Annotated in this window: 14 protein-coding genes, 1 rRNA gene and 1 pseudogene; 2 read left to right on the forward strand and 14 right to left on the reverse strand. The window is 32.0% G+C overall.

The annotated features are described in order from the left end of the window. The 9 genes and pseudogenes from IDG65_RS01960 to IDG65_RS02000 form a co-directional block, all read right to left on the reverse strand. Window positions 1-64 (reverse strand): 16S ribosomal RNA (locus IDG65_RS01960); the annotation flags it as partial. A gap of 183 nt (window positions 65-247) precedes the next feature. Then, window positions 248-433, reverse strand: a complete 186-nt coding sequence (locus tag IDG65_RS01965; protein ID WP_001790708.1) for a hypothetical protein — start codon at window positions 431-433, stop codon at window positions 248-250. An 88-nt stretch (window positions 434-521) separates the two neighbouring features. Next, window positions 522-1,586, reverse strand: coding sequence for an Mrp/NBP35 family ATP-binding protein (locus tag IDG65_RS01970; RefSeq protein ID WP_000958536.1), 1,065 nt, complete (start codon window positions 1,584-1,586; stop codon window positions 522-524). 147 nt (window positions 1,587-1,733) lie between these two features. Beyond that, window positions 1,734-3,176: pseudogene (gene lmrS, locus IDG65_RS01975) on the reverse strand (multidrug efflux MFS transporter LmrS). A 188-nt stretch (window positions 3,177-3,364) separates the two neighbouring features. Continuing rightward, on the reverse strand, window positions 3,365-3,838 hold the full coding sequence (gene sepA, locus IDG65_RS01980; RefSeq protein WP_075583664.1) for a multidrug efflux transporter SepA: 474 nt from the start codon (window positions 3,836-3,838) through the stop codon (window positions 3,365-3,367). A 121-nt stretch (window positions 3,839-3,959) separates the two neighbouring features. Next, complete coding sequence (sdrM, locus tag IDG65_RS01985; protein ID WP_001237522.1) at window positions 3,960-5,303, reverse strand: multidrug efflux MFS transporter SdrM; 1,344 nt, start codon at window positions 5,301-5,303, stop codon at window positions 3,960-3,962. A gap of 279 nt (window positions 5,304-5,582) precedes the next feature. Beyond that, window positions 5,583-6,266 (reverse strand): PAQR family membrane homeostasis protein TrhA, encoded by a 684-nt coding sequence (gene trhA / locus IDG65_RS01990; protein WP_000047118.1) that lies wholly within the window; start codon window positions 6,264-6,266, stop codon window positions 5,583-5,585. Window positions 6,267-6,284: 18 nt separating this feature from the next. Then, complete coding sequence (locus IDG65_RS01995) at window positions 6,285-7,472, reverse strand: UTP--glucose-1-phosphate uridylyltransferase (RefSeq protein WP_000884742.1); 1,188 nt, start codon at window positions 7,470-7,472, stop codon at window positions 6,285-6,287. A gap of 43 nt (window positions 7,473-7,515) precedes the next feature. Beyond that, a complete protein-coding gene (locus IDG65_RS02000) occupies window positions 7,516-8,031 on the reverse strand; it encodes a metal-dependent hydrolase (protein ID WP_000147094.1) in 516 nt (171 codons plus the stop codon). A 176-nt stretch (window positions 8,032-8,207) separates the two neighbouring features. Here IDG65_RS02000 and IDG65_RS02005 point away from each other — a divergent pair, with 176 nt between their 5' ends. Continuing rightward, complete coding sequence (locus IDG65_RS02005) at window positions 8,208-8,468, forward strand: SunI/YnzG family protein (RefSeq protein ID WP_001251935.1); 261 nt, start codon at window positions 8,208-8,210, stop codon at window positions 8,466-8,468. A 131-nt stretch (window positions 8,469-8,599) separates the two neighbouring features. Here IDG65_RS02005 and IDG65_RS02010 read toward each other — a convergent pair whose 3' ends face one another. The 4 genes from IDG65_RS02010 to IDG65_RS02025 all read right to left on the reverse strand — a co-directional run bounded on the left by IDG65_RS02010 (window position 8,600) and on the right by IDG65_RS02025 (window position 13,197). After that, a complete protein-coding gene (locus tag IDG65_RS02010; RefSeq protein WP_001670170.1) occupies window positions 8,600-9,970 on the reverse strand; it encodes a YjiH family protein in 1,371 nt (456 codons plus the stop codon). Window positions 9,971-10,205: 235 nt separating this feature from the next. Then, complete coding sequence (locus tag IDG65_RS02015; protein WP_000989083.1) at window positions 10,206-11,174, reverse strand: FecCD family ABC transporter permease; 969 nt, start codon at window positions 11,172-11,174, stop codon at window positions 10,206-10,208. Further along, the gene (locus IDG65_RS02020) at window positions 11,171-12,202 is read right to left on the reverse strand and encodes a FecCD family ABC transporter permease (protein WP_000974915.1); all 1,032 of its coding nucleotides are present in this window, start codon (window positions 12,200-12,202) and stop codon (window positions 11,171-11,173) included. The genes IDG65_RS02015 and IDG65_RS02020 overlap by 4 nt, the downstream gene beginning before the upstream one ends. Before the next feature lie 11 nt (window positions 12,203-12,213). Continuing rightward, entirely contained in the window at window positions 12,214-13,197 is a 984-nt protein-coding gene (locus IDG65_RS02025; protein WP_001214649.1) for an ABC transporter substrate-binding protein, read from the reverse strand. 166 nt (window positions 13,198-13,363) lie between these two features. On the opposite strand from IDG65_RS02025, the gene IDG65_RS02030 reads away from it, so the two are divergent. Beyond that, on the forward strand, window positions 13,364-13,489 hold the full coding sequence (locus tag IDG65_RS02030; RefSeq protein WP_001805565.1) for a hypothetical protein: 126 nt from the start codon (window positions 13,364-13,366) through the stop codon (window positions 13,487-13,489). Window positions 13,490-13,589: 100 nt separating this feature from the next. On the opposite strand, the gene sfaC is transcribed toward IDG65_RS02030, so the two are convergent. Next, on the reverse strand, window positions 13,590-14,660 hold the full coding sequence (gene sfaC / locus IDG65_RS02035; RefSeq protein ID WP_000951631.1) for a staphyloferrin A biosynthesis protein SfaC: 1,071 nt from the start codon (window positions 14,658-14,660) through the stop codon (window positions 13,590-13,592). Between the last annotated feature and the right edge of the window lie 3 nt (window positions 14,661-14,663).

Below are 14,663 nucleotides of genomic sequence, written 5' to 3' on the forward strand. Positions count from 1 at the left end.
CGACTTGCATGTATTAGGCACGCCGCCAGCGTTCATCCTGAGCCAGGATCAAACTCTCCATAAAAATTATGATGTTTGATTAGCTCATAAATACTAAATAATGTTTGTAACTTATAGTTACGTTTTTTGGAATTAACGTTGACATATTGTCATTCAGTTTTCAATGTTCATTAATGTTCAATCTCTTTTATTCTACTTCATTTGTTTCTTGAAGTCAATAACTTTTTGAACGATTACTTTATTTATTCTATATTGTTTTTATAGTTATTTCAATGGTAAGTTTTACACTTTTGAAATTCTTCTTTAAAAACAACTGCGTCGTTTTTGACGACTTTATCATATTATCAACTTTGGAATTTAAAGTCAATAACTTTTTTAAAAACTTTTTGTGTTCACAACCCGCTTCTTTTTCAACGCGTTTATTGCTTAACACAAGAACTTATTTTACCAGCATTCCAAAACAAATCAACATAAAAACGTACAAAATAAAAGTAATTTTGTACGTTTAGCATATATTATACCTATTTATTTGTAGCAGCTATAACTTTTTGTGCAATCGAGCTATAAATTTTACCTAGACGATCATCTGATTGATATATTGACGGTGCAAAATCTTTTGGATTCCAAGATGGTTGCTCTAAAGGTAATTCCCCAAGTAATTGAGTATTAAGTTCATCAGCTAACTTAGTACCGCCACCTTTGCCAAAGACATATTCTTTATTACCCGTCTCTTTACTTTCAAAATAACTCATGTTTTCAATTACGCCAAGAATAGAATGATCCGTATGTTTTGCCATCGCACCTGCGCGAGCTGCAACAAATGCTGCTGTAGGATGAGGTGTCGTTACAATAATTTCCTTACTTGAAGGTAACATCGTATGAACATCTAAAGCTACATCTCCTGTTCCAGGTGGAAGATCGAGTATTAAATATTCAATGTCTCCCCATTTAACTTCTGTAAAGAAATTCGTCAACATTTTACCTAACATTGGCCCTCTCCATATAACTGGCGCATTTTCTTCCACAAAAAAGGCCATTGATATAACTTTAACGCCATGACGTTCAACTGGAATTACTTCCTTCCCTTTAATTCCAGGTTTTTCATCAATACCCATCATATCTGGTACACTAAATCCATATATATCGGCATCTACTAATCCGACTTTTTTCCCTTCACGGGCTAAGGCAACGGCTAAATTTACTGCAACAGTGGATTTACCGACGCCACCTTTACCTGAAGCAATAGCAATAAATTCGACTGGATTATTTTGAGATAATAAGCCTTCTATCGTTTTAGGTTTATTTTCTTCTTTTGGTTTAAATTGATTTACTTTTTCTTCCGGCAATGTTTCAAATCGTATACCGACCGTTTTCGCACCGTTTTCTTTTAATACGTTAACAACAGCCATTTGTAAATCTAATTGCGGTGCACCACCTAATTGTGCCATTGCTAATTTAACACTCACATGTTCTTTTTCTTCCTTAATAGAAACTTCAACAATACCTTCTGTTTCTTTTAAAGGCACATCTATAATAGGGTCTTTAATTTCTCCTACCAATTCTTTCACTTGATCTACCGTTAACAAAGCAAATCCCCCTTAATCATTTTAAGACATCTACATCATAGCAAATAACAATTTTTGCTTAGTCTATCACTAAAAGTATAAAACTTTTTATTAAATAAAAAAAGAAGTTAGCCTATTATTTTCAATAGACCAACTACTATAATTATTTTAAAATTTCCTTCTATTACTTTCTATTTCTTTAGGTTCTCTTATAAAAAGTGCTATCACATAAGCTGCCATAACAAGCACGGCTACAAAAGCAAATGAGATATCCACCCCTATAGCAATTGATTGCTGTTTAATTTCAGTTGCAGTTAAATGCGATGGCGATGTAGATGAAAATATTTTTGCGCCAAAACTCATCAAAGTAACCATTAAAGCTGTGCCTAGTGAACCAGCCATTACACGACCAAAGTTCATAATAGCCGTGCCATGTGAGATTTCTTCATTTCTCAAAGAATTAATTCCTGTAGTATTTATCGGCATCATGAGTAAAGAAACTGAAAACATTCTAATTGCATATACGACTATTAAATACGTATAAGATGTGTCTGTATGCAAGAAACACAACATAATAGTAGTAATTGTTAAAATCGTAAAACCAGTATAAATCAGTGGTCTAGGACCATACTTATCATAAAATTTACCTGTAAAAACCGACATAATACCATTTATGATTGCACCTGGCATGATAACAAGTCATGATAACAAGGCAGATAAAGACAAACTATTTTGAACATATAGCGGTATAAGCAGTGCAGGTCCAACCATTGACATCATTATAATCATTGAACTAATCGTACATAATGCAAATGTTCTATTCTTAAAAACCCTTAAATTTAAAAGTGCATTACTAATATTAAATTGTCTACGTATAAATAAATAGATAATAACCATACTTATTATCAATGCACCTATAACTATCGGGCTAGTAAATCCTAAGTCGCCTGCACTACTGAATGCATATAACATTAACCCAAATCCAATCGTCGAATACATTACAGAGCGCTTATCTAATTTCGTATATTTCACTTCATTGTAACTAGAGATTGAAATTAAACCGAAGATAAATGCGACTAAAGCAATTCCTACAATTATAATAAAAGGTACACGCCAACTTGCTTGATCAATGATTAATCCAGTAACAGTAGGCCCAATTGCTGGTGCAAATTGAATAACTAAACCAGCTAATCCCATTGCAAATCCTCTATGTTCTTTACTGAATAACGTAAACAATGTGAATTGCATTAAAGGCATAAGTACCCCTGCACCCATCGCTTGAATTACACGTGCTAACATTAAAACTCCAAAATTCGGAGCTAAGGCTGCAACAATAGAACCTAATAAAAATGTTCCCATCGCTGCTAAGTATAAAGGTCTAGTTTTAATCCTGTCCATTAAGTATGCAGTTAGAGGTATCATGACGCCATTAACAAGCATAAAACCAGTAACTAACCATTGTGAAGTACTTTCATTGATATTTAACTCTCTCATAATACTAGGTAACGCTGTATTTAATAATGTTTGATTTAAAATAGCTACAAAAGCACTGATTAACATCACAGCTACTATAAAATTTCGTCTTCGCGTTGTTAATTCAACATTAGCCACCACAATTCCTCCTTTGTAACAAATTTACGTTTATTAGCATATATACTTAAAATATATTTCAGATTACAGTACCAACTATTTATATCAATGGTTATTATTAACCGTGATTAATTGAAGCAAAACAACTCATTTTCTACTATATGAATAAAAAGAAGTTGGAACACATCATTGCCCCCAACTTCAAAACTCTATTTTCTATTGTTTAGATTTTTACTTTCAGGGTAAAACTGCAACTTACAAACATATAAAAAGCCTATAATAACCATGATGACCCAAAAATCAATATTGATATATACATAGTTCAGATGAATAATAAAATAAAATAACGTTGTTGCAACCATATAAGAGATTAAATGAAAAGTTGCACCTCTAAAATAAGCATTTTCAGGTAACATTTTTCTAAAATAATCCATTAAATGCTCGACTGCAAATATGATGAAGTACCCAAAGATTATATAACTGCCATAATACAATAGGTTGTCGTACATACTTCTGTTATATGTGAAGTCACCTAACCTAAAATAAATAAGAATTCTACTTAATCCATATAGTCCGAATCCTAAAAACGTTAAAAATATCGCACCAGAAAGCACAAAGATAAAGAGAACAATAATTGTTGTTAATAAATTATAAAACTTATGTTTAAGATAATTCATAACTATTGTCCTCCTTACCATAAATAATTTATATTGCTTTTCATTTTAAGATAGTTGATTACACTTCAAACCTAGTAAAATGATTATTTCTTACTTTATTTACACTACATCAATTTTAATGATAATTCTATTCATTTGTTTGTGACGCCGCTTCTCTATAAAATATGAGCCATACAACGATGAGCCCTACACTTATCAAGGATACAACGCCTAAAATATTATGCAAGTTTGCACCAAATAATCCTGATTTTAATGCATAAAGGTATCCCATAATCGTCGAACCTATTGATGCGCCAAGGTTTTTTGTTAATCCATAAAACGACATCATTTTCTTCATTTGTATTGGACTTGTTTCCTCTTGGACAATTACACTATCTTTTGTATAAATATATCCAAAGCTTATTCCACTTAAAATTAAGACACATGCTATAAGGATTGGTAATTTTATACCAAACGCAATGATTATACTACTTAATAATAATAATGTAAAAGACGACAAATAGATAACTTTTCTTGATAACTTCGCTTCAATATGGTGCAAATTAAAATTCAATGTAATCCACGCTACAGAAAGTGGAAAAATAACTAATCCACTTTGCAATGGCGATAATCCCAGTTGTTCTTGAAGATACACAGGAATATATAAATTAAAGCCCATTAAACAAACAGCTGTAAGAAGATCTGTAATAAAGACCAAAGTAATCATTCGATTAAATTCTGCTACTGGTAAGAATGGGGATGAAACTTTTTTCTCAACATTAAATAATCGAAGTGCAATTAATATTGCTAAAACAAAACCTATGATATTTAAATATAGATGCTGTTGGTTTAACAATGCAAACATAATTAAACCAATGAAAATATAAAACAAGGTGATACCTTTAGTATCGAATTTTGATTTAGCCACAGTTTCTTCTTCTGAAAAATGAAATGTCCAGACAACCAATATTATTGCAATAATTGCTATCGGAATATTAATAAAAAATAACCAATGCCAAGTTGCAAATTCAAGTATACCGCCTCCTAGTAACGGACCAATGATACTTGAAATCCCCCAAACGCTACCAACGATACCCATTATTTTATAGCGTAATGGAATTTCAAACGCTAGTTTAGGCACAATTTGCGACAAGGACATCATGACACCAGATCCAAACCCTTGAATTACACGTGATATAATCAACATACTAAAATGTGTGCTTAAACCTGACATTAAACTACCAACCGTGAATAGTGTAAGACCTGCGATAGCAATATAAATAATTTTAAATCGAGTTAATAATTCACCTACTATTGGATTCGCAATCACTAATGCAATAAAGTAAGCCGTAAATATTAATGAAATTAAATTCCCTGCATTTAAATCTTGCTTAATTGTTGGTAACGCTAAAGAAATAATTGATGATTCGATTGCAGCCATAAACATGATTAATATTAAAGCTATTACAGTTACAATTGATTTTAAACGCATGCTATACCTCCTTTTATAATAATGATAGTGCTTTGTAATTTCTAATTTTACTATTTCCTATCTTGCCCTCTTTTAAATTCAAATTAGTTTTTTAAAAAATCTATTTGTTGCACCTACTAAAAAATTCAAATAAACGTATCCATCAAATGTCTGATTAATACAAATTAAGTGCACTCCCAGCTTTAAAAATCATACCGATTTAAAAAAAGCAAAACAATCCTCTATTAGAATGAATTAAGTAATAAAAAAAGCGGAGTTCCCCCCACCTTTTCTAAACGACTACATAAAATATAAGATTGCAATTAAATGCAATAATGATGCTATAACGATAAAAATATGCCATATCATATGAAAATATGGTCTGTTTTTTTGTGCATAGAACCATGCACCAATCGTATATGACACACCGCCTAGAAAAATAAATAAAATAAATATCCAAGATGTACGAATAAATATTATTGGTAGCAAGATAATACCTACCCAACCCATTACCAAATAGACAATTAAGCTTAACTTTTGGTTTACTTTGACAGCAATGGATTTATATAAAATTCCCCAAAGCGTTGTGCCCCATAATAGGATAAACACTGTCCATCCAATCCAACCACCTACAACTGTTAATAAAATAGGCGTATATGTACCTGATATTGCTACATAAATCATACTATGATCAATAATCCTTAAAATATATTTATGAGGCGTTTCATTTTGCATAGAATGATAAATAGTAGATGAAATAAACATCATAAAGATAGAAATAACATAAATTGACATACTAACTGATGCAAGTGTGCCATTTGCAATATAACTATGTACAGCCGCATAAGGTAAGACTAATAGTGTTAACAGCGCTGCTAACCCATGAGATGCAGCATTGCCTATTTCTTCTCCAAATGACAATGGAATGATATCCTTAAATGTTTCTGCAATTGTGTCATTACTTTTTTCACTAGATTTGGACATCATAGTCACCGCCTATCATTAAATTAAACCCATTCTACGTAAATCTTCTGTTGCAGTTGCAACACTATCTTTACCTTCTGTATTTTTAAGAGGTGAAAATTCTTCTTCTCTAGGAACTTGTAACGTGACAAAACTAGTTCCATAAGTAAATATGTCAAAATAGAACAATTCGAATTTTAAAGTTGGTTGTTCAATAACACCAAAGTTCTCATCTAATTGTTTCAAATTCTTAATAGCTAAATGATAAGGTAATTCACGATTTACAGCGTTTAAAATAAAACCAAGTTTAAATGCATGAATACCGATATTAGCATTGTTAAATTGATTTGCAACTTCTGGATCTAATTCTGAATACTCCAGTACTGTATCTTTACAATCGACATTAACTAAACGTCCAACACTTTCTCCTGGTTTTGGTTGAATCGTTTTAGAAGTAATATCGTAATCATGTTCTACCGTAAATCCTGCAAATAGTGGATCCAACACTTTTACTAAAACATTGTCGATATTATTCAAGAAAATATACTTAACGCCATTATTAGACATTTCTTCTAAGTATCCTGCCTTGTCTAAAGATTTAAACACGCCACCATTACCATTCGGCGTTTCCATAATACGACCCTGTTGATTTAAAATTAACTTCCCTTCTTCACTAAGCGCCACAATATTATCTTGTTTAAAGAAATGGATTGCTTCTTGATCATATCCAAAATAACTATGTGCTTCGAAATAAGCTAAAGTTTCTTCATGATTGATATCACTTGTCATAATATACCATTGAATCGTATGTCCAGATTGATGATTCAATGTTTTTAATTGGTTAGCTTGAAGTTCAAATAAACTTACACCTTCAATTTCAAACGAACCTTTAGGTCCTTTATATCCAAGTCTTGTTCCTTGTCCACCTGCCATCAAAAGTACTGCAAATTGTCCTTCTTTAATAGCTTGAAGTCCTTGTCCCTCTAAACGCTTAATCTCATCATCACTCATTTGTGATTTAATATCATATTTCACTTCAGAAACTGCAGATACATCATCTATTGTTTTCTTATTGATGTATAAATCGTTATATAATTTGGCAATAAAATCTAAATCTAATGACGCTACCTTCTCTTCAAGTGCTTCTTTTTCATTGTTACTCATTATTTTTTCATATTCACACAAATGATCTTGTTTATATTTAGCTAATTGATTTTTATCTAGCATTTTATGCCTCCTGCTGAGTTTGTAACCTTTAATAATTTATTTTCTATAAAAACTTAGTATTCCAGTTGCTTATTATATCATTGATGAAAGGCTGAAATAAAACATAAACTGTTCCGACCATTAACGCAGTAGCTAAAGATAAGTCTACAAGTCCACCTGTTTTAAATTGAATCGGTGTCTTCACATTAAACGGTAACGGATAAAATAATTTCACGCCTTTTGGTGTTATCATATCTAGTATAACATGTGACACTAATCCAATTATAATTGCTGCCATATAGTAATTAGGCGTCTGAATAATTTGCAATAAAAATGCTATGATTGCGATAAATAATATTGAATGCGTAAAGGTTCGATGTCCAAAGATCAATCTCACAAAAAAACTAATTACCTTAAACCTTCTGCCAATCTTACTTTGAGTGTGACATATATCGGGTAATAAGCTAGCTAGAGTTGCTAGAATGATAACCGTAACCGACGAAAAAATATCCGTTTGAAAATATTGTGTTGTTAGCGCTCCAACGAGCATGCCGCATGAAGCATGTGTTTTACCTGTCATATTTGTTCTCCTTTAATACTCACATTTTACCATATCCCTAACAAAAACACGAACATATTTTCGGGTTAAAAATCATTAGTATGACACAATTTAAAAAAGTATCACATAACTCTTGAAAACGATTACAAAATCGTTTATGATGTATTTACAAAATATTTAAAGGATGTGTTTGAATAATGGCAATGACAGTAAAGAAAGATAATAATGAAGTGCGTATTCAATGGAGAGTTGCTGATATCAAAATTCCTACAAGTGAAATTAAAAATATTACACAAGACCAAGATATTCATGCAGTTCCTAAATTAGACAGCAAAGATGTATCTAGAATCGGCTCAACGTTTGGTAAAACGAATCGCGTTATTATCGATACTGAAGACCACGAATACATTATTTATACTCAAAACGATCAAAAAGTTTACAATGAATTAACTAAATAAATTGTATAAAAAAATCATTCATGGTGAGGGCTTCATGAATGATTTTTTTAATTGGTTCAACACCCAGCATAAACAAATACAAAAGGACAACTGTTTCCATAATTTTAACAGTTGTCCTTTTCCACATATATTTATAACAAAAGATGTGCCATCAAAGAAATAATTGGTAGTGTAATGATTGTTCTAATCAAGAAAATCATAAACAATTTGCCGATGCTTACAGGAATCTTCGAACCAAGTATGACGCCACCTACTTCAGACAAGTATATTAACTGCGATATACTAAGTGCCCCAATAACAAAACGAGTTATATCATTTTGTACACCTTCAATTAATATAGAAGGTAAAAACATATCGGCGAAACCGATAATAATCGTTTGAGAAGCCTGTGCCGCTTCAGGTATTTGCATTAACTCTAAAAATGGAACAAAAGGTTTACCCAATATGACAAAAAAGGGCGTGTAGTTCGCAATAATGGTAGCAATAGTACCAATACTCATCACTACAGGCAAAATAACAAACCACATATCAACGACTGTTTTTAATCCTGACTTAAAAAAGTCAACAACGCCCGGTGCTTTAATACCTACTTCTGTTGCAGTATCAAAGCCATGTCTCAATGCCGTCTTTCCTTCTGGCAATGCCTCAGTACGCGCACTTTCAGGTACCTCCTTAGCATACTCATCAGGAATTTTATTTAAAGGCCAAATTCTTGGCATAATGACTGCTGCAACGAGGCAGGATACTATCACTGATAAATAGAAAGCAAAAAATTGATTTTGCATATGCACTGTTTCAGCAACTACAATTGCGAAGGTGATAGAAACTACACTAAATGTCGTTGAAATAACTGTTGCCTCACGACGAGAATAATATCCTTCACCATATTGTCTACTTGTAATTAAGACTCCAACAGTTCCGTCTCCAATAAATGAGGCTAAATTATCTACCGTCGAACGTCCTGGCAATGTAAATAAGGGTCTCATAACCGGTCTAAAAATAGGACCCAACATCTCTAACAAACCGTATTCCATTAATAGCGGTAAAAATAGAGCTGCAAATAAGAATACTGCCACTAATGTTGGCAATAAACTTGAGAACAATAATCCACCCGTTTCATCTGAGTAAATAACCTTTGAACCAATTCGTAAAAATGTCATCCATGCAAAAACAACTGCAAGTAGGCGCAAAATTAACCAACCAATTCTAACGTTAAAAGCATTATTCATTAGCCCGTCAGGTTTCAATTTATCTTTTAAAATAGTTGAACAAATCAGTGTTATGATACCCGACAAAGTAATTATCGTCACAATTAAAAATGGCATTACGCCACCTAATACATCTTTAAGCACGCCTGCTAAAAATGCCACGGGCAACGTTGTTTGCTTCTGTCCATCTTGTTCGACTGGAATTGGTACTAAAAATAATAAGATACCAATTAAAGACATCGTAATAAACTTAAGTCTCCCAATAACTATCTCTTTCCTTGAAAAGCTATCCATAAAATCAATCCATTTCTCTATGTATTCGTTTTAAGTATATACAGAATTCTATTCAGTTAACAAACATATTCCTTATCATTCTATCTTTTAAAATGTTTATGTATGCAAAATAATGAATAATTACAGTTATTAAATATACGCTATTTCTTGTAATTTTTCAAGATGAATTCAAAAAAGGTTAAGTACAATTACTGATTTCGTACTTAACCTTTTTTAAACTCTAATCATATGTTAGTTATTTCATTCTTCGTAATAATATTAAGAAGTATGGTGCACCGATAATTGCAATGATAACCCCTACAGGAATATCCAGTGGCGGATGAATGCCACGGGCTAAACCATCTCCAAATGTTAACAATATAGCACCAATTAACCCCGACATGATAATAACGTGTAATGTTTTATTTCCTATTAATTGTCTCGCAATATGAGGTGCAATTAATCCTAAAAAGCTAATACCACCGACAACTGAAATTGCGGATCCTGCTAATATTACTGCTAAAATTAACAATAGCATTTTAATAGTTTTAACTTTTAAACCGAGTGCGGTTGCAACAGCATCACCTAGATTCAATACATCTAATTGATAACTCAATAAAATGATGATTGGTATCGTTATTAAAAACCAAGGTAATATAGTATAAATATTCGACATATCATGTCCATATAGGCTACCTGTCAACCAAACAAGCGCTTTGTTTGCTTCCAGTGGATTTCTGATTAATAAGAACTGCACAATCGCCGTACATATTGCGCCTATTGCTAAACCAATTAAGGCAAGCTTTGAACCTTTAACATCATATTTTGAAATTAAAAATGATAAAAATAAACTTACTGCAAAGGCACCTAAGAATGAACCTATAGGTAATACAAACAATGGTGCTGTTGGAAAGATCATAATAATAATCACAGCAGCTAAACTGGCACCTTTAGAAATACCTATAACATCAGGTGAGGCTAACGGGTTTCTTATTACAGCTTGTATAATTGCACCTGATATAGCCAAGCTACTACCGATAATAATACCAAGTAATGTTCTAGGTATACGATACTCATTTAAAATAAAATCATCTTGTGCAAAGATTCCCTTAATAGCATCAATCGGATGAATCATGACAGACCCTACACATAAACTTATGAATATACTCACAATTAAAAGGATTGTGATTAAACTATAACGACGTATAATTTTCGTTGTCATCATATTCTTTTCACCCCTTTAATCGTTATAAATAAGAAGTAAAGTGCACCTACGAATGATGTAACAATCCCTACTGGTGATTCATAAGGATATGTAATTAAACGACTTAATACATCTGATAGTAGTAACAAATCTGCACCTATAATAAATGTTAATGGAATCATGACTAAATAATTCTTACTCACATAGCGTTTGACTATATGCGGTACGATTAAGCCAACAAATCCAATTGGTCCTGCCACTGACACCGACATACCTGTAAGAATAATGACTAATAGTCCAATGATAATTCTAACTTTATTTATATTTTGACCCAATCCCTTAGCAATGTCATCGCCAAGTTCCATTATCGTTAACTGACGCCCAATAAAGACTGTTGCAATTAATGCACCAATAAGCCATGGTAGAATGGTTAAAATCTCATCCCACTTCATACTGGATAATGAACCAACAAGCCAAAACATCACTTGTTCATTAGAATTCTCATTTAAAATAATAATACCTTCAGTCATACTACTAAAAAACAAATGGATCGCCATACCAGCCAATGCTAATTTAATGGGTGTCATACCTTTCGTAGCACCTGAAAGTGTATAAACAGTTAAACCACCTATAAATGCACCTATCACACCCAAATATAATGCATAATATTCTAATGATGGAATAATAATCGTTACTAATACAATGACAAATGACGCGCCAGAACTAACACCAAAAATTTTAGGTGATGCTAGCGGATTGCGTGTCATTGCTTGCATTAACAAACCAGATACCGCTAATGCACCGCCAATAAATAACCCTGCAATCATCCTTGGCATACGTACATTGTGCAATAAAAACGTTGCTTTCGTATCTGTATGACCAGTAACATAGTGAACGATATCGCTAAAATTAATTTTCGAAGAACCAATCGCCATATTTAAATATATACAAATAAAAAGAAAGCACAAACTCACTATATACGTGAGTGTTGTGCGTCTTTTTCTTTTATGATCTATGGCAGATTGGCTACTTATTTCTTTTATAGCCATTTACTTCCACCTTACTTTTGTTCTTTTTTTGATAATTCAACAAGTTCTTTAGCCATTTCTTCAGAAGAAATTAAGCCACGAGATCTTGCCCAAACATCACGGTCAACAATATCCACGCGATTATTTTTAACTGCATTCAATTTTTTCCATGTTGCATCTTCTTGTAATTTCTTGAATTCAGCAGAATCTTTTTTAGCGTGATCAGTCATAATGATCATACGCTCTGGATTTAAATCAGCTAAATGTTCAGTGTCTAATTGTAAGTAAGGTCCTTTCAAATATTTACTTAAACCTTTTGTTACATCGTCACTTAATGCATTTTTAAATCCTAATTCGTTTAAAAATTGTCCAACATATGAATAGTTTGGATGTGCTAATAAACCAGCTTTAGCAACAACTGCTGGAAGCACTTTTTGATTTCTATCAAATTTAATTTCATCTTTATACTTATTGATTAATTTATCATGCTCAGCAAGACGTTTTTCGCCTTCTTTTTCTTTATCTAAAGCTTTCGCAATTGTCTTGAAAGCATCGATATTTTGCTTGTAGTCACCATCAAAACTCTTTAATGATAATGTTGGTGCAATTTTGTTTAATTCTTTATTAATACCTTTATGTCTACTGCTATCAGCGATAATTAAATCCGGTTTTAATTTACTAATTTCCTCTAAGTTTGGCTGTTTACGTGTACCTACAGAAGTATAATCCCCAATTTTTTCTCTAACTGGTTTAATGATACGTTTTTTCTTACCATCATCAGCAATACCAACTGGTTTAACGTCTAATGCTGCTAATGCATCTGCAAATGAGTACTCTAATACAACGATACGTTTTGCATCTTTAGGTACTTTTACTGTACCATTTTCATCTTTTACCGAAATAGTATCTTTAGTTGATGATTCTTTTTTACTTGAATTATCCGTATTACCACAAGCTGCAACTAAAAATAAGGCAACTATTAATCCCAATATACTAAAAGTTTTTAGACCTCTCATCGTTCCACTCCTTAATATGTATAACTTCATTTATTATTTTATTGATAACAATTATCATTGTCAAGTAGCGTTCAATCTTTTTATATTACTAAAATGTATGACTATATATATTTCCTCTAATAATTATGACTACAATTAGCACATTTCCTTAGACAAAATACTGATAATGTATCATGGCTATATCATCTTTGCATTAATGCAATTGACACCATTTAGCATGACCGTTATCCCTGTAATTCAGCTGATATTATCTGTTGCAATTTTATGTGACGAACTGTTGCACTTTATTTGATAAATCAACAAATACAAAAAATCTAAGTTGAACAATTATGATACAACCGTGTAAACGATATGTAGTATAACTTGTCAACTTAGACTTATTGATAAATATATTAATATTGGTTTACCATAGCGGGAGATTTCACATCAAAATTTTGAAGTAGCGTATCAATCTTTGAATCATCAATATATACCTTATGTAAATTTTTCATATACATCGAATGAGAAAGTGCTTCATAATTTAATGAAAAAGATATATGATCTCCAACTTGATAGTGTCCTTGACCATTTAAATCAAGCATTAAATGATCACTCGAAGCGCCTAAAATATTGATATGCTGATCCATAGGTGAAATATTATCGACTTTAGTGTCTAAATAGCCAATATCTACAATAGCTTGTAAGAATGATTCATGCGTTTGTGTATTAACTCGAGGTTTAATTTCTAAAATCTCAGCCTCCAATGTAATCGCATCTTGATATAACATAGCTATCGCTTGATTTGTCGTTGTATCAACACCTCTAAACAACGTTTCACCTATTCGCAATTCATTTATTTTACCCAAATCATTATATAAAAGTTGTGGTAACATGCTCGAATTACCACCTGAAATAATTTTCAATCGATATCCTATTTCTCTTTCAACAGCTGAGACGAATCGATTAATCATAAAGATATCATCATCACTTGGCGCATCAGATTTAAAGCACATAAAATTGAATGCTAAACCTACAAAATGGATATTTTTCAAGTGAATAATCTCTTTAATATAATCTAAAACATCATAAGTCAGAACACCTTCACGGCCATCTTTCCAATCTATCATTAATAAAATCTTATGTTTTTTTCCTAAAACTTCTGCTACTTCATTTATTTGATGTATGGTAGATAATTCTGTTTGGATACTCATATCAACTTTTTCTATCATATCTGAAATCTCTTTTTTGGCAGGCGTACGCAATAACGTATATGTTAAATCCTGATCTGCAATACTAATTATGTTATCCAATCTGGATTCTGCAACATGATTGATACCTAACGCTTTTAAGCTTTCTACAATTGTACGGTCACCAGCTATGCACTTAATTACTGGTGTGAATTGCATATTTTTACTTTGAAAAACTGTTTGAAGTACTTTGGCGTTATATTTAATCTTCGATATATTTATGTTAACGTGTGCCATGTA

It is taken from the genome of Staphylococcus sp. EG-SA-17, assembly GCF_017151845.1.
GTDB classification, from domain to species: Bacteria; Bacillota; Bacilli; order Staphylococcales; family Staphylococcaceae; genus Staphylococcus; species Staphylococcus aureus.